This window comes from Sulfurovum sp. TSL1, assembly GCF_019972135.1.
Taxonomy (GTDB): domain Bacteria; phylum Campylobacterota; class Campylobacteria; order Campylobacterales; family Sulfurovaceae; genus Sulfurovum.
In genome coordinates this window covers 541,399-561,043 of the sequence record NZ_BPFI01000001.1, presented here as the reverse complement: position 1 = coordinate 561,043, position 19,645 = coordinate 541,399, and the positions used below count along the sequence as shown (strand labels likewise).

Annotated in this window: 15 protein-coding genes; 8 read left to right on the top strand and 7 right to left on the bottom strand. The window is 43.1% G+C overall.

Going from position 1 to position 19,645, the window contains the following annotated elements; all coding sequences use genetic code 11:
* The first annotated feature begins 49 nt into the window (after positions 1-49).
* Complete coding sequence (gene ftsH, locus LDM98_RS02820) at positions 50-1,891, top strand: ATP-dependent zinc metalloprotease FtsH (protein ID WP_223897824.1); 1,842 nt, start codon at positions 50-52, stop codon at positions 1,889-1,891.
* Positions 1,892-1,936: 45 nt separating this feature from the next.
* On the opposite strand, the gene LDM98_RS02815 is transcribed toward ftsH, so the two are convergent.
* Positions 1,937-2,956: a cytochrome-c peroxidase gene (locus tag LDM98_RS02815; protein WP_223897823.1), complete on the bottom strand. Its 1,020-nt coding sequence runs from the start codon at positions 2,954-2,956 to the stop codon at positions 1,937-1,939.
* Between the two features lie 137 nt (positions 2,957-3,093).
* On the opposite strand from LDM98_RS02815, the gene LDM98_RS02810 reads away from it, so the two are divergent.
* Positions 3,094-4,059, top strand: coding sequence for a hypothetical protein (locus tag LDM98_RS02810; protein ID WP_223897822.1), 966 nt, complete (start codon positions 3,094-3,096; stop codon positions 4,057-4,059).
* A gap of 36 nt (positions 4,060-4,095) precedes the next feature.
* On the opposite strand, the gene LDM98_RS02805 is transcribed toward LDM98_RS02810, so the two are convergent.
* Positions 4,096-4,443, bottom strand: coding sequence for a DUF488 domain-containing protein (locus tag LDM98_RS02805; protein ID WP_223897821.1), 348 nt, complete (start codon positions 4,441-4,443; stop codon positions 4,096-4,098).
* A 185-nt stretch (positions 4,444-4,628) separates the two neighbouring features.
* Here LDM98_RS02805 and LDM98_RS02800 point away from each other — a divergent pair, with 185 nt between their 5' ends.
* Entirely contained in the window at positions 4,629-5,024 is a 396-nt protein-coding gene (locus LDM98_RS02800; protein ID WP_223897820.1) for a hypothetical protein, read from the top strand.
* A gap of 58 nt (positions 5,025-5,082) precedes the next feature.
* Here LDM98_RS02800 and LDM98_RS02795 read toward each other — a convergent pair whose 3' ends face one another.
* From LDM98_RS02795 to LDM98_RS02775, 5 genes are all read right to left on the bottom strand, one after another.
* Positions 5,083-5,634 carry a manganese efflux pump gene (locus tag LDM98_RS02795; RefSeq protein ID WP_223897819.1) on the bottom strand — a complete coding sequence of 184 codons (552 nt, stop codon included), beginning with the start codon at positions 5,632-5,634 and terminating at the stop codon, positions 5,083-5,085.
* A 329-nt stretch (positions 5,635-5,963) separates the two neighbouring features.
* Entirely contained in the window at positions 5,964-7,040 is a 1,077-nt protein-coding gene (locus tag LDM98_RS02790) for an ABC transporter permease (protein ID WP_223897818.1), read from the bottom strand.
* Positions 7,040-8,152: an ABC transporter permease gene (locus tag LDM98_RS02785; protein ID WP_223897817.1), complete on the bottom strand. Its 1,113-nt coding sequence runs from the start codon at positions 8,150-8,152 to the stop codon at positions 7,040-7,042. Before LDM98_RS02785 ends, LDM98_RS02790 begins: the two co-directional genes overlap by 1 nt.
* Complete coding sequence (locus LDM98_RS02780) at positions 8,139-9,839, bottom strand: ATP-binding cassette domain-containing protein (protein ID WP_223897816.1); 1,701 nt, start codon at positions 9,837-9,839, stop codon at positions 8,139-8,141. Before LDM98_RS02780 ends, LDM98_RS02785 begins: the two co-directional genes overlap by 14 nt.
* Positions 9,840-9,844: 5 nt before the next feature.
* Positions 9,845-10,825: an HlyD family efflux transporter periplasmic adaptor subunit gene (locus tag LDM98_RS02775; RefSeq protein WP_223897815.1), complete on the bottom strand. Its 981-nt coding sequence runs from the start codon at positions 10,823-10,825 to the stop codon at positions 9,845-9,847.
* Between the two features lie 174 nt (positions 10,826-10,999).
* Between LDM98_RS02775 and LDM98_RS02770 the strand changes: the two genes are divergently transcribed.
* The 5 genes from LDM98_RS02770 to LDM98_RS02750 all read left to right on the top strand — a co-directional run bounded on the left by LDM98_RS02770 (position 11,000) and on the right by LDM98_RS02750 (position 19,518).
* Positions 11,000-12,211, top strand: coding sequence for a cation:proton antiporter (locus LDM98_RS02770; RefSeq protein ID WP_223897814.1), 1,212 nt, complete (start codon positions 11,000-11,002; stop codon positions 12,209-12,211).
* Entirely contained in the window at positions 12,201-14,879 is a 2,679-nt protein-coding gene (locus LDM98_RS02765; protein WP_223897813.1) for a cation-transporting P-type ATPase, read from the top strand. The genes LDM98_RS02770 and LDM98_RS02765 overlap by 11 nt, the downstream gene beginning before the upstream one ends.
* On the top strand, positions 14,870-16,120 hold the full coding sequence (locus LDM98_RS02760; protein ID WP_223897812.1) for an MgtC/SapB family protein: 1,251 nt from the start codon (positions 14,870-14,872) through the stop codon (positions 16,118-16,120). Before LDM98_RS02765 ends, LDM98_RS02760 begins: the two co-directional genes overlap by 10 nt.
* A 177-nt stretch (positions 16,121-16,297) precedes the next feature.
* Positions 16,298-16,768, top strand: coding sequence for a phosphate-starvation-inducible PsiE family protein (locus tag LDM98_RS02755; protein ID WP_223897811.1), 471 nt, complete (start codon positions 16,298-16,300; stop codon positions 16,766-16,768).
* Positions 16,769-16,791: 23 nt separating this feature from the next.
* Positions 16,792-19,518 carry a cation-transporting P-type ATPase gene (locus LDM98_RS02750; RefSeq protein ID WP_223897810.1) on the top strand — a complete coding sequence of 909 codons (2,727 nt, stop codon included), beginning with the start codon at positions 16,792-16,794 and terminating at the stop codon, positions 19,516-19,518.
* The last annotated feature ends 127 nt before the right edge of the window (positions 19,519-19,645 follow it).

Here is a 19,645-nt window from a genome sequence, read left to right as displayed (position 1 = left end):
ATTTTGGTACAATAAGTGTATAGTAGATAATTTTCTGATGGGAGTTGAGATGAAAAAAGAGCCGACAGACGTTCCTGGATTCAATCCATTTACCAATATATGGGTCATACTTATCATGCTCATGCTGGGATTTCAATTGTACAATTATATGTCCGCACAGAAACAGAGTCAAACGGTTTCCTACGATGCTTTTAAAAAGAAAATTGCAGAAAATGTTATCAAAGAGATACGGATCGATGGAGATCAGGTTCTGGCTACCCTAAAAGGCGATATAGGGAGGAAACCAGGTTATCTGAGAACAACACTTCCCCCGTTTGAAGATAAAACTTTTTTAGATCTGTTGGAAAAAAACCAGGTTGAGATGTATGTGAAGTCACAAAAAGAGTCAAGTTTTTGGCTCTCTTTTTTCATGTTGCTGCCACTTTTCATCTTTTTAGGGTTTATATTTTACAGTTCACGACGTATAAAAGAACAGTTAGGCGGTAGCGGTATGGGTGGAGGTGTATTTGACTTTATGAAGTCCACGGCCAAAAAATATGAGAAACAAAAGGTATCTGTGACCTTTGATGACGTTGCAGGTGTTGAAAACGCAAAGATCGAACTCTATGAAGTGGTGGACTTTCTTAAAAACCCTGAGAAGTATGAAAGAATAGGTGCCAAAATTCCCAGAGGGATTTTGCTGATGGGATCACCGGGTACAGGAAAGACCCTATTGGCCAAAGCCGTAGCAGGGGAGGCGGAGGTACCCTTCTTTTCAATCAGCGGTTCCGAGTTTGTCGAAATGTTCGTAGGGGTAGGGGCATCGAGGGTACGTGACTTATTTAAAAAAGCCAAACAAGAAGCTCCTGCGATCATTTTCATCGACGAGATCGATTCTGTCGGGCGTGCCAGAGGTGCAGGTGTAGGCGGGGGACATGATGAAAAAGAACAGACACTCAATCAAATCTTAGCAGAGATGGACGGTTTTGAGTCAGAGGAGCAGGTCGTGGTCATTGCAGCGACCAACCGTCCTGATGTCCTGGATTATGCATTGTTGAGACCGGGCAGATTTGACCGTAAGATCACACTGAGCCTGCCGGATGTCAAAGCACGTGAAAAGATACTGAACATTCATATACGAAATGTTCAGATAGACCACTCTATAGACCTGGAAAAGATAGCAAAACTATCCATCGGTTTCTCCGGTGCCGACCTCGCCAATCTTGTCAATGAAGCAGCTATGCATGCAGCCAGAGAAGGACAAAAGTATGTCACACAGGATGACTTCATGTATGCGCGAGACCGTATCATAATGGGGGTAGAACAGGAGTTTGTTCTGGATGAAAAGGATAAACAGAGAGTCGCCATACATGAGAGCGGTCATGTGTTGGCTGCACTGCTGCTTGAACACGCAGACCCTATAGAAAAGGTCACTATCGTACCTCGAGGGCAGGCACTGGGGATGACAGAACAGCTGCCTCTTAAAGATATAAAAAACTTTCCTCAAGCCTATCTGCTCGATAAGATCGGAGTGATGCTCGGTGGAAGGGCAGCGGAGCAAACCCTGCTTGGTGACCTCTCTTCAGGTGCAGCCAATGACCTCAAAGAGGCTACAAGTTTGGCAACCCATATGGTCAGTCAATGGGGTATGAGTGAATTGCTTGGACCTGTCTACTATCAGAAAGGTGAAGATCATGTTTTCCTCGGACGTGAAATGGCAATGCCAAAAGACTTCAGTGAGGCGACTGCCAAACTCATAGATGATGAAGTAAGGAAGATCATTACAGAAAAAGAGGAAGAGGTGTTGAAACTTTTTCAAACCCATAAGAAAGAGATCTCTGCGCTGTCTGATAAACTGGCAGAAAAAGAACTGTTATATCTTGATGAGATCAAGAGTATTATCAATGTATAGCTGCAGAACAAGAAAGAACTTCTTGCTCTGTAACAACATGTTTAATTAGTTAAACTCAGGTTTAGGCGTAGTTGCCGTGCTCTCCGGAAGCTGTGGATAAACGATCTCAGGTTTTTCCCCTTTCAATGCTTTCAGGAATGTTACGATCTTCGCAGCATCTTCATCAGAGATATTTTTACCAAGCTGTGTACGTCCCATCTCTTGAACCGCTTCAGCAAGGCTCCAGATCTGTCCGTTATGGAAGTATGGCGCTGTCTCAGTCACATTTCTAAGCGTCGGTACTTTTACCATACCGTTCTTGTCACCTTTGAAGTCACCTACATTGGCAAATTTATATGGTTTGATCATTGGGAATGGCATCATTTTCCCACCTAGTGCTACACCGCTATGGCATGATGTACACCCTTGGTCCATAAATACTTGCAGACCTTCTTTTTCAGCATCGTTCAATGCATCTTCCTTGCCATTGAGGAAGTCATCGTATCTTGATGGTGTGACCAGGGTTCTCTCAAAGATACCGATCGTTGATGTGATCGTTGGGAAATCAACTTTTACATCCGCACCGTATGCTTTTTTAAACTCTTCGACATACTCAGGAATAGAGTTGATTCTCTCTACGACCAATGAAGCCGGTGAAGCCATCTCCGGTGCTGCCTGCATAGGTCCTTGTGCCTGATCTTCAAGATGAGGACTTCTACCATCCCAGAACTGAGATTCATAGAACACTGCATTGTAAACTGTCGGAGAGTTAAGGTGGTGCGGATTTGCTACCCACATGTGACCTATGGCCGCAGGTGCTCCGTCAGCTCCGCCAAGTCCAAGGTTGTGGCAGGTATTACAGGAGATCAGTCCACTTTTTGAAAGTCTTGGCTCAAAGTATAGTTTTTTCCCAAGTTCAACTCTCTCAGCTGTGATCGTACCGTTTGGATCGGTCAGTTTAGACAGTTCAGTTTTGTCTGTAGGGATCGCCTCAAGCCCCATTGATTTTGCTTTTTCAGCTAATGATCCGGCAAATAACACAGATGATGCTACGATGGAAGCAGCAATGATTTTAGACATATTCATATATTCTCCTTATAAATTATATAAGTCATTATATATTTGTTAAACTTACATCTAAATAATAAAAATTATCATTTGTATTGTTGAATACCTAATAACTGGTATAATAATGCTAACTTCGTATGGGTAAAGGTCAAGCTATGAAACACTACAGAGGTATCCGAAAAAAACTTACCACCTATGTTGATAGGTTTCTTGAGACAGGCGAAACCGTAGAGAATATCAGAGACATCTGGTATAAGTTCAAGGGTGATATCGAACATCTCAAAAACATGCCCGATGATAAGTGGGATATCTATGTCAACCACCTGATCGGTGAGTATCTCTATGAACTTTTTTTGGATGGTGATGTAACGATCTACAGTCGGCTCAATGTGATCACCAAGGGACTTGGAAACGACACCCATACTTACAATACTCCCATCGTGCTCTTTACCGAAAAGCCGACGCGAAGTACCGAGGTATTGTCTGAAGCTTTACTGTGTGGTGTATACAGCAGTACAGGACAGATCCCTTCTTTCGAGTCGGTGAATATAGCCGAATATCTTAACCGAACGGCAAAACATAACAGGGCCTATCTTATAGCCATTACTGATTATGATCCATCCGGAGAATCCATCTTTCACTCCCTTGCCGTAAAGGTCAAGAATGATCTGGGCCTCATCAATCCTGATATCGAGTTTACTGCCATCCCGGTGCTTTTTGGAAGCGGTTATGAGGATATCGTCTCCCATTATCCCACCTATACCCTCAGTACCAATAAACAAAACAAACTAAACCAGGCCTGGATCAATCAAGGACAGACCCTGGGAGTAGAGCTCAACGTTGTAGAAAACAAAGCTGAACTCCTAGAATCAGCCATATTGAAATCTGTTGCACCTGAAGTTGTGGAAGCGTTAAGCCGACACCGATGGAAAATGCAAAAGGAAGAAGAGCTGTTAGCCAGTGACAAACGCTATAAACAGCTGCATGCGCAGCTTAGACAGAGGGTAGCTGATATCAGAGGGGAGGTAGAGTCTATGGAAACGGTATTTGATGCAAAATGGTCTACACCGATCAATGTCGATGGTGTCAAAGATATGACACGGGAAAAGCAAAAAAAGTAAAATAAGATAATATTGTGTCTTTTTAGTCACAATTTCTTATTTCAGCTTTTCTAAATACTCTTTCAAGACATGAGCGTGGGTGTGTTTTTTGTCTTTTGCACCATATAAAAGAATGAGAGTTTCCTGACTTACCTCTTCCAGATGTCCTTTTGCCTGTTTTTTATGCTTGCTCAGTTCTTTCAGATATTTTTTTCTGAAATCATCCCATTTATCGGGATCATGATCAAACCATTTCCGCAGATCGTTACTTGGAGCCAAATCTTTCCAGTGACCGTCAAGATCAGCTTCATCCTTTGACACGCCTCGTGGCCACAATCGATCCACAAGAACGTGATATCCCTGCGGCACGTCATCATCATAAATACGATGTATCTTAATATTCATTTTTGTGTCTCCTTTTGATCTTTAATAATGTAAAACATTATAGTATAAAGACAGAAAATTTTATGCATGAGGGATAAAGAACTGTATTTATACCCATTGCTTGATCTCTTTTTTATTGATCCTTTGTAACAAGATCTCCAACTATTTATGTTAAAATTCCGGCCTTAATAATTAGGATAGAACGAATGGGAATTTTTGCTATACAATCACTTGCCGGAGGTTTTTTAGATGAAGATCTAAAGCATTTCAATAAGGTTTTTGATGACTGGTGTGTACAGTTCGAGAGCCTGGAAGATGCTCAGCTTATAGTAGATACCCTTAAGCAACGCGATAATCTAAAGATCGTAGAGATCACACCGCTGAGCTATCCAAAATACTTTTTCCCAAAACTGCAGGGTATCATCCACGCTACACGTGAGTATGAAGGGAAGATCATCTGCATCGTTGAGCCGCAAATGGGTATGAGCTTCCGTATAGCCATATGCGATATGAAGACCAAAAAGGTAAGAGTACTACAGACTCGCTATAAAACGGCACAAAGTGTCGAAGGGGTATTTGCAAACCTCTCTTTTGAGTTATGATATTTTTTTTATTCCCACGGTGTATGGTCAAGAATAAAGATCCGTATTGTCCGGGGTATTATATCCACCCCATACCATTTGCTGCACCAAAGCCTACAAGGAGTATGCCGGCACCGATCTTCGATATCTGTTCCCAGCCTCGGCGGGACTCGTGACCTAGTCTCATGCCGATCCAGGTGAACAGCACTGAGAAACAAGCGATGGTTGTCGCCACTGCCAGCGGCTCTGCACGGTCGAGGCCGAGACTGAAACCGACGACGACGTTATCAATACTTAAACCCAGGGCGAGAAAAACCAACCCGCTCCACTGCGTGATTTGCTTTGCCAGTTTCTCGTCCTGACGGCGGTTTCGGATGCCGCTGAGCACTGTCAGGAGACCCAAGGCGATCAGCAGCACGGCACCGATAACATTCGTGTGCAGTCCAACCACACGCGCAGTCGCGGCACCCAGTCCGATGCCCAGTAACGGCATCACGAATTCGAATATACCGAACACCAACATCACACGAAAGCGGCGTGCAGCTTGCCCCATAGCGCCGAGCGACAGCGCCACGGCAAGATTGTTGGAGCCGATGACGGAACCCAGGATAAGTAAGTCGATAAATGTCACTGCTTATCCTGTAGCACGAAATACCGTCTGATCTGTGACATCATATGTTTTCCCCATTCGTATAAGTTTGGGCTGCATATCCACTTGCCATATATGTTAAGTAGCTGTTGGTTATATGTCTTATATATGTTTCTGCCATCAGATATTGTAGCTATTTTAGACTTTTATATATGTTTGGAGTGGTATATGTATCGTATAATCCAAATACGCGAGATTTGATAGTTTGAGAAATGAGATAAACTATTGAAGCACAATATAAACAAAGGATGATGGAAACGAGGCAGAAGTAAAGATCTTTAAATTTTTTAGGCTCTTTTCAGAGATAGATCTTAGGTAACCTTTTTTCTGAACATCCATGAAGCGAACAGGAGCGATACGATACCCAAAGCGAACATGGGGAGTATCAGCGTTATGGCTATCTCAAAAGAGATATCTTTTAAAAACACGCCTTTTAAAAGCAGTAAGAAATATTTTAAAGAGATGAAATCTGTTACAGGTATGAGCCAGGATGGCATATTTTCCACAGGGGTCGCAAAACCTGACATCAAAATATAAGGTACGACCAGGACAAAGGCCCCAAGGATTCCTTGCTGTTGAGTAGAGGATATGGACGATATAAACAAGCCAAGTCCTATGATCGATAATAAAAAAGCGAACAATCCCAGATACAAGAGAGCGAAAGACCCCATAAACGGTACACCAAAAAAGGTGGTTGCTGCGAAAAATATCACACTTGCTTCGATCATACTGATGATCAATGGAGGAATGGTTTTACCCAAGATCAATACAGTAGGGGAGATAGGTGAGACCAAGATCTGTTCAAACGTTCCTAGCTCTCTTTCCCTGGCAACGGAAAGTGAAGTAAGCATCAAAGCTATGATCATCGATAAGGTTCCCATGAGATTTGGGACGATCCACCAGAAATTATCCAAATTGGGGTTGTACCAGTTTCTGTTCACCATGATGTCGTTCGATGGATAGAGGGAAAGGAAGGTACGTTGGATATAGGCTTGTGCAATCTGTGCAGTATTTGATTTTCTCCCGTCTGCTATGATCTGGAGGGAAGTCGGCTCTCCCGAATCTAACTTTTTTGAAAAGTTTTGCGGTATATAGAGTGTGGCCAGGACCTTTTGTGTATCTATGTAGTGTGTCAACTCTTTTTCACTTTGAAGCCTGTATATCTGTGTAAAGGTGTTGCTGTAGGATAATTTTCTGACAAGTTCCTGACTTTGTACGCTGTTGTCTCTATCCAGGATACCCAAACTTATATTCTTCACCTCTAACGTCACAGCGAATGAAAACAATAATAACTGAACTAAAGGAGGTATGATAATGATCGCCCTGGACTTTTTATCACTCCATATGGCTAAGAATTCTTTTTTGATCAGGGCTAAGAGCTGGTACATCAGTCAAGCCTTTTTCGTGTGATCTTCATTATGACGGCAAATACGATACTTCCCAAAAGAAGCATTGCCATGAGGTTTGGCAAGATCACTTCATAGATGTTGCCGCTCAAAAAAAGTGTTTGCAGTATGGCAATAAAATATTTCGCAGGGATAATGTTGGTAATGTATTGTAACCACCAAGGCATACTGCTGATCTGAAAAATAAAACCCGATAACAAAAATGCCGGTAAAAAGCCTATGATCAGCGCTGCCTGTGCTGCGACAAACTGACTTTTTGCCAAAGTTGAAATGAGCAGACCGATACTCAGTGCGGGGAAAAGATAGACTGCAGAAGTGATGGCCAGAAGCCAAAAGGAACCTCTAAAGGGTATCTCAAACCACGTTAAGGTGATGGTCACACAGATCACCATGGAGAGCATACCCATGACAAAATAAGGCAGCAGTTTACCCAGAAGCAACTCAAAGATGCTGATCGGTGTGGACATGATCGCTTCCATGGTTCCCCTTTCCCATTCTCTTGCAACCACCAATGCGGTAAGCAGTATGCCTATCAGGGTTAAAATGATCGCGATGGAACCCGGAAGTAAAAAATAACTGCTAAGAAGGGGAGAGTTAAACCAGTATCTTGTATCAATGGTGATAGCTGCTTGCTTTTGTTTCTTATCGAGCCCTTCCTGCAAGACCCAATTTTGCCAGACACCCATACTGTACTTTTGTACATATCCGGCAATATTCGGTTCAGTACCGTCTGAAATGATCTGTATCTTGACACTGTTTCTCAACAGATCTTTCTCAAACGTTTCGGGTATAACGATGATAGCCCTGATCTTTCCCTCTTGGATCAGTTCCTTGAACTTTATCGTATTCGTATCAAGTTTGACATCAAAGCTGTTTGAGATCTCAAAGGCATGGACCAAACTTTGTGTGTGTTTGGATGATTTCTCTACCACGATGCCTACGGGGATATTTTTAGAATCCAAAGAGATGGCATAGCCCATCAGAAAAAGAAGTATCAGTGGCAGTATAACAGCGATGAGAATAGCACTGGGATCCCGTATGATCTGAATACTCTCTTTGATAAACAGTGCCTTGAGACGTCTAAACTTCTGCATCGGCACTTCTTTTGATCAATGCTATAAAAGTATCTTCCATGGTCGCATCTTCGGAGACTTTTGAAATCAGTTGATGCGGTGTCCCCAAAGCAATCGTCTGTCCCTTGTAGATCAAGGCAATGCGATCGCAAAATTCTGCTTCGTCCATAAAATGAGTGGTCACCATAATGGTCATCCCTTTTTGGACCATGGCATAGATATGATTCCAGAATTCTCGTCTGGTAAGCGGGTCAACGCCTGAAGTCGGTTCATCCAGGAACAGGACAACCGGATCATGCATCACAGCACATGCCAAGGAGAGCCTTTGTTTTATTCCAAGTGGCAATGTTTTGGATTGTACCTTCTGATAGGTTTCTAATCCAAAAATGTCGATCATATCTTGTATTTTTTTCTCTTTTTGGGCCCCTTTCAGACCATAGGCTCCGGCAAAGAATCTTAAATTTTCGAGTACTGAGATATCTCCGTATAAAGAAAATTTCTGTGACATATAGCCGATCTTGCTTCGAGCTTTTGCAGAGGACTTTTCAAGGCTTATATCCAAAACTTTGGCTTCGCCGCTTGTCGGAGGTAAAAGGCCGCAGAGCATTTTGAAGATCGTAGATTTTCCGGCTCCATTTGGTCCCAAAAAACCAAAAATCTCTCCTTTTTCTATCTTGAAGTTCACATGGGATGCCGCTGTAAAAGAGCCAAACTTTTTGGTAAGATCGGTCGCTTCGATGAGAGCACCCTCTTTGGTCGCACTCATGTGCATCTGTTCGGCCAACAAGGACCTGCCGTTGAAACTCCCGTTCAATATATGGATAAAACCATCTTCAAAATTCGGTGATGCTTCCTGGTATTGACACCCCTCTGCCTCTATAACCTTTAGTTCAGGCAGATCATTTTTATGCTCACAGATCAATTTGATCGCATTGCCTAAAATGACCCCGTCTTTTATACTCTCAAACCCCAAAGCCAGCTGTAGTGTTTTCCGTTTATCTTTTATATCGCCTACAAGTTTAAAGACTTTGCCTTGCATCGAATCAGATAAGCTCTGAGGCTTACCGCTATAGAGCACTTGGCCTTCATTGAGCAGTATCACTTCATCACATTTTTCTGCTTCATCCAAATAAGAAGTACTATAGACAATACCTACCCCATCTTTCACCAATGCTTTGATCATAGACCAGAGTTCTCTTCTTGAAATAGGGTCAACGCCGACACCCGGTTCATCAAGAAGCAGAAGTTTGGGTTTTTTGATCAAAGCACAGGCAAGTCCCAGCTTTTGTTTCATACCACCGGAGAGTTGACCAGCCATAAAGGATCTAAAATCAGTGAGAGAAGTAAAATGTAGAAGTTCATTGATCCTTTGCTGTTGCCGCTGTCTATCGAGAGATTGCAATTGTGCATAGAGATGAAGATTCTCTTCTACAGTGAGATCTTCATACAGACCGAATTTCTGTGGCATGTAGCCTATGAGTGTTTGAACCTTCAGTGCATCTTGGGGCATAGATAAACCTAACACTTCAAGTGTTCCATCATCGGGAACCATTAATCCACTTAAAAGACGCATTAAAGTAGTTTTACCTGATCCATCGCAGCCGACCAGACCGGTGATCTTGTTTTCAGAAATATTCAGGTCGATACGCTCTATAGCTTTTTTGCTATGAAACGATTTTATCAGGTTCTGAGCATAAACCAGTGACATAAGGACTACTCTGTCTCACTACTCAGATTAGGAAATGTAATGGTTACGGGCATGCCTTGTCTTATCATGTCATCATGCTCTTTTAAAATGATCCTGAACCTATAGACCAAATCTGTTCTTAACTCTTCGGTCTGCACATTTTTAGGGGTAAATTCAGCCAAGGGTGAAATGAAACTCACCACGCCCTCATAGGCTTTTCCTTTCCTGCTGTCTGTATAGACGAGGGCTTTCATTCCCTGTTTGATGATGCCTAGATATCTTTCAGACATATAGCTTCTCACCCAGTATTGATCATCTTTTGCCATCTCTATGACCACTTGGGAACTGTTGACGATCGATCCTGGTTCATAGACCCTTGTAAGAAGTGTACCGTTTGATGGTGCATAGATCTTTGTGTCCTGTAGATTGATCTCCTGCTCGTTCTTTTGTGCGATCAAATAATCAAGCTGCGCTTTTGCAGCAAGAATATCTTCTTTTTCATACCCGTTCTGTAAAAGCTCCAGACTGTTCTTTGCATACAGGTAAAGTGCATTGGCGTTTTCATAGGCAGCCTTCAGGTCATCGTAGGTTTGTTGCGAGATAGAGTGCGTGGCCAAGAGATCTTCCTGCCGCTTTAAGTCACTTTGGGCTTTTTTGAGAGCGACCTCTTTTTCAAGCAGCAGTGCTTTTGCTTTTTCTATCTCCTCTTTTCTGTAGCCTTTTTCAAGTTTTTGTAGTTCTGCCTTTTGAACTTCTATTTGCGCATTGACCTGTTTGACATACTCCTCATAGAGACTGTCATCAAGAGAGGCTATCACATCCCCTTGCTTGATCCTCTCTCCCTCTTCGAAATAGATATCTTTGATCTTCCCTGAAACCCTAAAACCTAAAGAGACGGTACGTACATCGACATTGCCATAAAATTTACTCTCATCACTTTTTTGTTCCAAACATCCGGTCATCAGTGTAACAAAAATGCTGCTCACGATCAATAATTTTGTATACATAGGCTTTTCCTCTTTTAAACCCTAAAAGTCTTCTTTGACTCTACTGTTTTTATTGTACCATCTGTACGCTATTCTAAACTTATTCTTAAAGGCTATAGTCATGATACCTTTTTTATGTTATGATGTAACTATCCGATATTTGAAACATTAAACATATCAAAGTTGAGGGCAGCAATGAATGAAATTGAACTGGGCCAATTGCTTTTATCATTATCTGTTGTTTTTGCTTTAACCTATGCGCTTGGCTATCTGCTTTCAAAGTTCCGTATACCTAGTATTTTAGCAGCGTTATTCGTTGGGATAGGATTGAGTTACCTACCACTTTTTAGATCTATACACCTTGTTCCTGCCTTTGAAAGTACTTATGAATTTCTTGCTGATCTGGGTGTTTTGTTTCTGCTTTTTTATATTGGGCTGCAGATCGAACTCAGAGAGATGAAAAGATCAGGTCCGGACATTATCTGGTTGACGGTCCTAAACACACTTTTTCCGTTCTTATTCGGTACGGTTGCCATGCTGGTGTACGGCTATGGCTGGGCAGTGGCGTTAGTGATAGGAATGACACAAATGCCAACAGCTGAAGCGGTGATCGTACCGATACTCGATGAGTTCAAAATGATCAAGACACGCATCGGGACCTTTATCATCGGTGCGGGTGTACTCGATGATATTATCGAAGTGGTTATGGTCGGTATTGTTTCCGTCTGGATCGGGGCTAAGACCGGTGAAAGCCACGGGGGTGTTGCCGGCCTTTTTGCCGGTATCATTGCCTTTATGCTGATCGTCTGGCTCTTTTACCGCTGGATGCCGCGTGTGATGAAGAAATGGGAACCTGAAAACCTCAATACCTTGATGATATTCTCACTGGTGGTTCTTTTTGGGTTTGGCGGTTTTGGCGAGTATGTAGAACTCGGTATGGTGGTCGGTGCCATCATGGCAGGGGTCATTATGCGTCCCATGTTTGTACAGGAGGAGCAAAAGGGAGAGATACTTTCTCAAACAACACAGACCCTCAGCTACGGTTTTTTTGGCGTACTCTTTTTCTTCTGGGTCGGTTTTAATACCGATATAGCAGGTTTTCTTGAAGAGCCGTTGTTGGCTATTGTACTCTTTGTGGCAGGCACATTCGGAAAGCTCTTTGGCGTTCTGTTGATGGTACCTATGAAAAAAATGCATCTCCGAGAGGCACTGATCGTCGGTGTAGGTCTGAATGCCAGACTCACAACAGAGATTATCGTTTCCCAACTCCTTTACAGTGCCGGTATCATCGACCTGAAACTTTTTACGGCACTGGTTGCTGCATCCTCATTTACCGCTATTACCGTTCCGCTGCTTTTCTCACTGTTGATTCGTTTTTGGGGAGAAGAGGTCTATCATGCAAAATAGTACTTCATGGCAGACGAAAGATGCTAAGGAAGTGATACGGGCATTCGGCACTGATGCAAAAAACGGATTGGATGAAGAAGAAGCGAAAAAGAGAATTGAGGAATACGGACTGAATGAACTTGTCCGTATTGCAAAAGCTCACTGGTATAAAGTATTTCTAAGGCAGTTCACCAATGTACTGATCCTTATCCTTTTTGCTGCAGCGGCTATCTCTTTAGCTGTGGGTGAGATAGGTGATGCAGTGACCATTTTGGTGATCATTGTGCTTAATGGCATTCTTGGATTCATACAGGAGTTCAAGGCAGAAAATGCCATTGAGGCTCTGCGTGAGATGCTCCATCCCACATGCAAAGTACTTCGTGACTCCAAAGAGCAGAGTATCGATACGAAACTGCTGGTTCCAGGAGATATCGTGTTACTTGAGATCGGTGATAGGGTTCCCGCTGATCTGAGGCTGCTTCATGGCTTTAATCTGAAGACCGATGAATCTTCTCTGACCGGGGAATCAGCATCCGTGTATAAAAACAGTGACCGTGTAGAAAATGAAGCCCCTCTTCAAGAGCAGTCGGACATGGCTTGGATGGGTACGGCTGTTGTGAACGGAAGAGGTAGCGGTATAGTCGTTCAGACAGGGATGAACACCCAATTTGGAAAGATCGCTTTCATGACACAGAGTGTCAAGAGAGAAGCGACACCTTTGCAAAAAAAACTTGCTGTTTTAAGTAAAAAACTGGGTATCTATTCGATCGCTATTTCTGTACTTGTTGCCCTGATCGGATGGATGTTCGGAAAAGATATGTTTGAAATGTTCCTGACGGGTGTTGCTTTGGCTGTTGCTGTGGTACCTGAAGGGCTTCCTGCGGTTGTGACCATTACCCTGGCACTGGGTATCAAGGCTATGGCAAAGCAAAAGGCACTTCTAAGACGTCTCCAGGCGGCAGAAACACTTGGTGCAGCAACAACGATATGTACAGATAAAACCGGAACGTTGACCCAAAATCAGATGACGGTAAAAAAGATATGGCTTCCCTCCAGAGAGATCGAAGTCACGGGGAGCGGTTATGATCCGGCAGGTCATTTTGAAGCAAATGGGGAAAGGGTCGATTATAAACATGACAAAGATCTGATGATGCTTTTAAAGAGTGCTCTCATATGCAATCATGCCAAGGTGCAAAAAACGAATGCAGACTGGGAAGTGATCGGTGAACCTACAGAAGCAGCCTTGGTCGTTGCGGCCTATAAAGGATGGCTACATGCCGATGATAGTGATGTGACAGTCAGTGAATTTTCTTTTAATTCCAGCCGTAAACGGATGAGCATTATCGTGCATGAAAAAGATGGGTTGACAGCCTATGTCAAAGGGGCTCCTGAAGTGATCCTTGAAAGAAGTACACAGATCTTCAAAGAGGGCACGATACTTTCATTGGATGAAGTGTATAAAAAAGAGATCGAATCAGCCTATAAAGCAATGGCCCAAAGTGGACTGAGGACACTAGCCATTGCTTTTAGAACACTTCCTGTTGATACAACACTTTCAGAAGAGAATGTCGAAAGCTCACTGGTTCTACTTGGCATTGTGGGTATTATCGATCCGCCACATGAAGAGGTCCCTGAAGCTATTCATATGGCTAAGAGTGCCGGTATTGATATTATTATGATCACTGGGGATAACCCGGATACGGCTCTCTCCATTGCTCACAATATCGGGTTGGATGCAGACAGAGCGATAACGTCCGGTGAGCTTTCACAAATGGATGATGAAACTCTGGGTAGGGTACTCCATGAAAAAATCCTGTTTGCCAGAGCAAGGCCGGAAGATAAACTGAGAATTGTAAAGATCCTTAAAGATAAAGATGAAGTGGTAGGGATGACGGGTGATGGGGTGAATGATGCACCGGCACTCAAAGAGGCAGATATCGGTATAGCCATGGGGAAAAAAGGCACGGATGTGGCTAAAAGTGCTTCTGACATCATTTTAACGGATGATAATTTTGCCTCCATTATCAATGCCGTAAAAGAGGGGCGGCGGGAATATAACAATATCCAAAAGTTTGTACAGTATTTGCTAGCATCCAATAGCGGTGAGGTCATCGTTATCTTTCTCAATGTTCTGTTGGGTGGGCCGTTGATCTTCATTCCGGTACAGATCCTTTGGATGAATCTGGTCACAGACAGTATGACAGCCATTGCTCTGGGGGTTGAACCTGCTGACAAAGAGATCATGAATCATCCGCCTAGGGCAGTCCATGAACCGATCCTTGATCGTCGCGGCATCATTATGATCGCTGTGTTGGGGAGCTATATAGGACTGGCAACACTTTGGATCTTTCATTACTATCTTTCAAGAGATCCCCAAAACGGTATGGTGCTTGCACAGACCGTTGCATTTACAGGCATTATCATCCTTGAGAAGATGAATGTACTCAATTTCCGCTCGCTTGATGAGCCTGTAAGCAACATAGGTTTTTTCACGAACAAGTGGCTTTTACTGGCCATTGCATTCACCATTGGACTGCAGGCATGTGCAGTCTATGTACCGTTCTTGCAGGTGGCACTTCATACTACTGCATTGGGATGGAAAGATTGGGGTCTCATCGTATTGGTAGCATTACCCATATTTATGTTGACAGAGCTTTATAAATGGATCAGGTGGACCAAATGGAAATAGATATCATAAAAAAAATCATCATTACCCTCATCATAGGTTTTATGATAGGTTTACAGCGTGAAATGCGTGAACATAGTAAAGAACACATTAGGTCTGCGGGTACAAGAACATTTACACTTATCTCTCTTTTAGGGTATCTGAGCGCATGGATGCAGACATCTATACCATACTTTCTGCATGTGTCACTTTTTTTATTTGGATCATTGATCTTAGCGACCTATATCTATAAAACGGTCAAAAGCGATTCACATGGTACAACGACCGAGATCGCAGCATTTGTCACGTATATTCTGGGGATGATGATGTATCTCTCTTTGGAAGATTATGCTGTGTTCATCGCAGTGATCATGCTGCTTATACTGGAGATCAAAAGTACGCTTGCTAAGGTAGAACAGGAGATCACGCAGACCGATATCAGATCCGCTACGCTCTTTTTGGTGATGACCTTTGTTGTACTGCCTCTGCTCCCCAATGAAATGGTCGATCCTTTTGGTGTGTTCAACCCCTACAAAACATGGCTCATGGTCGTTCTGATAGCGGGTATCTCTTTTATCGGTTACATAGCCATAAAGATACTTGGGAATAAAAGAGGGGTATATATGACCGGAATATTTGGAGGTCTTGTATCTTCAACCGCTGTTTCCATCAGTCTTTCCAAACTCTATGCATTGGAGAGAACCTATCTGAAGAACTTTGCCGGGGGTATGGCCATTGCTTCTACGATCATGTATATGAGGGTGCTTGCTGAAACGGCTGTTTTCAATTCTGATCTCGCCGGCTCGCTGGCACTCCCCTATATTTCAGGCACCATAGTGGGATTGGTTTTTGTTGGATTTATGTATAAAAATGAAGAGGTCTATAAGGTAGAACAGACAGCTATGACCAACAATCCGCTTGAACTCTCACAGGCACTGAAGTTAGGTTTGCTGTTTGGAATGATCTTCGGTTCTATCTATATCTTTCAGTCAGAATTTGGAGATTCAGGTGTCTATATCATCTCCTTTCTATCTGGAATAACGGATGTTGATGCCATCACACTTTCACTATCACAGCTTGCAACAGTGAAGATATCCGAACGTACAGCGATGTATGGGATCATGATCGCAACGGTTGTAAATTCCATCGTAAAACTTGGTATTGTTTTTGCTTTGGGAGGAAGAAAAATAGGCATGGTTCTGGCCCTTTTTTATCTTTTGAGTATAGGGGTGATGGTGATCACTTTTGGTATGATGCATATATAAGGTTTTCATAGAAGGTATTTTTGATAGTTTCCTACTTCAAAAAACAATATAGAGCCTATATTTAACATGAGATTATTCTATCATATATATTTGTGTTATAATATTTAAGAGGAGCATTGTTCTTTCAATAAAGTACAAGGCAGATAGCATTATCATGATGAAATATAGGGTAAGCAGATGGATAATGAAAACAAAAAGAATCCTTTTATAGAGATCGGTCATGAATTGACAGACAAGGTTGAAGATCCCTTTATAGATTTTCTTCACAAGATCATACGTATGGCAGTAAAAGTGTTGGCAGTTTTAATGGTTTTGGTTATTGTTTGGGGTATTGGTGATGTCATCTATGTATTGTATAAGCGTCTGGTATCTCCGCCATTTATGCTCTTGAATATCAATGACATACTGGCCACCTTTGGTGCCTTCCTTGCCGTACTGATCGCTATAGAGATATTCATAAACATTACACTCTATCTCAAAAGCAATGTGATACCTGTCAGACTGGTTGTTGCCACTGCATTAATGGCGATCTCACGTAAAGTGATTATTTTTGATTTCGGTACGATCACCCCTCTTTTCGTATTTAGCACAGCAGCCGTTGTCTTGGCTCTGGGGGTCACCTACTGGCTTATCACTAAGGAAACCTAATAACTTTCTGGAAAGGTGCAACGATGAAGAATCAGGTAGATGCGTCAGTTTTGATATCAGAAGATTGGCATAGTAAAAGCACAGGATCGGTCTTCACACTACTTGAAACATCCAAAAATGGTCTTGATCAGGATGAAGTCAGGAATCGATTTGAAAAGTATGGGCCAAATCAGCTTCCTGAAGTACGGACACGCAGTGCATTTCTACGCTTTATCTATCAATTTCATAATATATTGATCTATGTATTGCTTATTGCCGGTGGTGTGACCGCTATATTGGAGCATTGGGTCGATGCAGGGGTGATCTTTGCTGTAGTGCTTCTTAACGCAGTGATCGGATTCTTGCAAGAGGGGAAAGCTGAAAATGCTTTGAGATCGATACAACAGATGCTGTCTCCCCATGCCATAGTGATACGTAACGGCCGTCAGATAACGATCCAGGCAGAAGATCTGGTACCTGGTGATATCGTAACTTTGCAGTCTGGTGATAAGGTACCGGCTGACCTGAGACTTTTTCGGGTAAAGGGGCTTCAGATCCAGGAGTCGGCATTGACAGGTGAATCGATAGCAGTAGAAAAAACGACAGATACAGTGGACAAGGAGAGTGTGATAGGCGATCGGCGCTGCATGGCTTACTCAGGTACAATTGTGACACACGGTCAAGGCAGCGGTATCGTTATAGGCACGGGTGCAGATACCCAAATAGGCCGTATCAGCAGCCTGGTATCGGAAGTGGAATCAGCGACAACCCCTTTGATCCGGCAAATGGACCAGTTTGCTAGATGGCTTACGATAGCTATTTTGTCTGTTTCTATGATCTCTTTCGCTTTTGGTTTATTGGTAAGGGATTACGCTGCTGTTGAAATGTTTCTTGCTTCGGTAAGTCTCGCAGTAGCTGCTATTCCGGAAGGACTGCCTGCTATCATGACGATCACGCTTGCCATTGGTGTACAGAGAATGGCAAATCGTCATGCGATCATCCGTAAATTGCCGGCTGTCGAAACATTGGGAGCAGTTACAGTGATCTGTTCGGATAAAACAGGTACCCTGACACGCAATGAAATGACTGTATCTACTATTGCAACATCAAAAGATGTGTTCGAACTCAGTGGAACAGGCTATGATCCCCATGGAGAGATATCTTTGTCAGACAGAGCTGTTTTTACTGAAGAGAGACCGCTTTTACAGGAAGTGGCCCGGGTTGCAATGCTTTGCAATGATGCATCATTGGAACAAAAGAACGGTGAATGGTTTGTACATGGTGATCCGATGGAAGGAGCCCTTCTGGTAGCCGGCTTAAAAGCAGGACTGGATATGGAGATGGAGGCCAAACAGTATCCCCGTACCGATCTTATCCCTTTTGAATCAGAACACCGTTTTATGGCGACACTCCACCATGACCATTCATGTGATACTTTTATCTTTCTCAAGGGTGCTCCGGAGCGTATTTTGGAGATGTGCACCTATCAGAGAAGTCTCAATGGTGACCAACCTTTGGATAAGCATTACTGGCTGGAGCGTATTGAAGAGCTGGCGGGGCATGGACAGCGCGTATTGGCCCTTGCTTCCAAGCCGGCAAAGCATAAACAGGAGGAACTTGCATTCAGTGATCTGGAGGATGGCCTGATCATGCTGGGTATGCTTGGCTTGATCGATCCACCTCGTGAAGAAGCGATTGAAGCGGTGCAGGTCTGTCACAGAGCAGGTATCAGAGTGAAAATGATCACAGGTGATCATGGTGCCACTGCACGTGCTATCGCCCAACAACTGCAACTCGTGAATACCAATGATGTTCTGACAGGAACAGAACTTGAATCTATGAGTGAAGAGGAGTTGCGTCAACGTGTGCTGGAGGTTGATATCTATGCACGTGTGAATCCTGAACATAAACTTCGTTTAGTAAGATCATTACAAGAGCATGGTCTGATCGTTGCGATGACAGGTGATGGTGTGAACGATGCACCGGCACTTAAACGTGCTGATGTCGGTACTGCGATGGGGCACAATGGTACAGAAGCTGCAAAAGAAGCATCTGAAATGGTACTTGCAGATGATAATTTTGCTTCCATAATGCATGCGGTAGAAGAGGGGCGTACCGTTTATGATAACCTCAAAAAGGCCATACTCTTTATTCTTCCGACCAATGGTGGTGAGGCGTTGATCATTCTTGCTGCTATTGCATTCGGCTTTCATCAAATGCCACTCATACCGGTGCAGATCCTTTGGGTCAATATGGTGACAGCTGTGACATTGGCTCTATCATTGGCATTTGAGCCACCTGAACACAATGTCATGCAAAGACCCCCACGTAATGCTGATGAGGCTATACTGACAGGGTATCTCATTTGGCGTATTGCCTATGTTTCAATGATCTTGATGGGTGGGACATTCGGGCTTTTTCTTTGGGAAATGGCACAGGGTGCCGGTATTGCGCATGCACAAACTGTAGCGGTGAACACGCTGATCATGTTCGAGATCTTTTATCTGTTCAACTCCCGCTATATCACAGGATCGATCTTTAGTTGGGAAGGACTGTTTGGAAACCGTTATGTATTGATCGCTATTGCTATACTGATCATACTCCAGCTTGGCTTTACCTATCTTAACCCCATGCAGTCGCTGTTCGGCAGCACAGCGATCGACTTTACCATCTGGTTGCGTATAGTGTTGGTTGCCTCTTCTGTACTCTTTCTTGTAGAGCTTGAAAAGTATATTGTACGCTATAGGGATACAAATAAAAAGAATGTGTAGATGGAGGGATAGATATTTCAACTGTATCTATTTATCTTCATCCTCTTCTAAAAATATCAAGCAATGTTCATTAAAAGCAGATTTTAATAGGCAAATGATGAGGACATTGGGAAGAGGGATAGATGAA

Bases quoted from the DNA above. Each gene is read 5' to 3' on its own strand.
- LDM98_RS02755 (WP_223897811.1), top strand. From the start codon at position 16,298: ATGGATAATGAAAACAAAAAGAATCCTTTTATAGAGATCGGTCATGAA.
- LDM98_RS02815 (WP_223897823.1), bottom strand. From the start codon at position 2,956: ATGAATATGTCTAAAATCATTGCTGCTTCCATCGTAGCATCATCTGTG.
- LDM98_RS02750 (WP_223897810.1), top strand. From the start codon at position 16,792: ATGAAGAATCAGGTAGATGCGTCAGTTTTGATATCAGAAGATTGGCAT.
- LDM98_RS02805 (WP_223897821.1), bottom strand. From the start codon at position 4,443: ATGAATATTAAGATACATCGTATTTATGATGATGACGTGCCGCAGGGA.
- LDM98_RS02780 (WP_223897816.1), bottom strand. From the start codon at position 9,839: ATGTCACTGGTTTATGCTCAGAACCTGATAAAATCGTTTCATAGCAAA.
- LDM98_RS02800 (WP_223897820.1), top strand. From the start codon at position 4,629: ATGGGAATTTTTGCTATACAATCACTTGCCGGAGGTTTTTTAGATGAA.
- LDM98_RS02760 (WP_223897812.1), top strand. From the start codon at position 14,870: ATGGAAATAGATATCATAAAAAAAATCATCATTACCCTCATCATAGGT.
- ftsH (WP_223897824.1), top strand. From the start codon at position 50: ATGAAAAAAGAGCCGACAGACGTTCCTGGATTCAATCCATTTACCAAT.
- LDM98_RS02775 (WP_223897815.1), bottom strand. From the start codon at position 10,825: ATGTATACAAAATTATTGATCGTGAGCAGCATTTTTGTTACACTGATG.
- LDM98_RS02810 (WP_223897822.1), top strand. From the start codon at position 3,094: ATGAAACACTACAGAGGTATCCGAAAAAAACTTACCACCTATGTTGAT.
- LDM98_RS02765 (WP_223897813.1), top strand. From the start codon at position 12,201: ATGCAAAATAGTACTTCATGGCAGACGAAAGATGCTAAGGAAGTGATA.
- LDM98_RS02770 (WP_223897814.1), top strand. From the start codon at position 11,000: ATGAATGAAATTGAACTGGGCCAATTGCTTTTATCATTATCTGTTGTT.
- LDM98_RS02790 (WP_223897818.1), bottom strand. From the start codon at position 7,040: ATGTACCAGCTCTTAGCCCTGATCAAAAAAGAATTCTTAGCCATATGG.
- LDM98_RS02785 (WP_223897817.1), bottom strand. From the start codon at position 8,152: ATGCAGAAGTTTAGACGTCTCAAGGCACTGTTTATCAAAGAGAGTATT.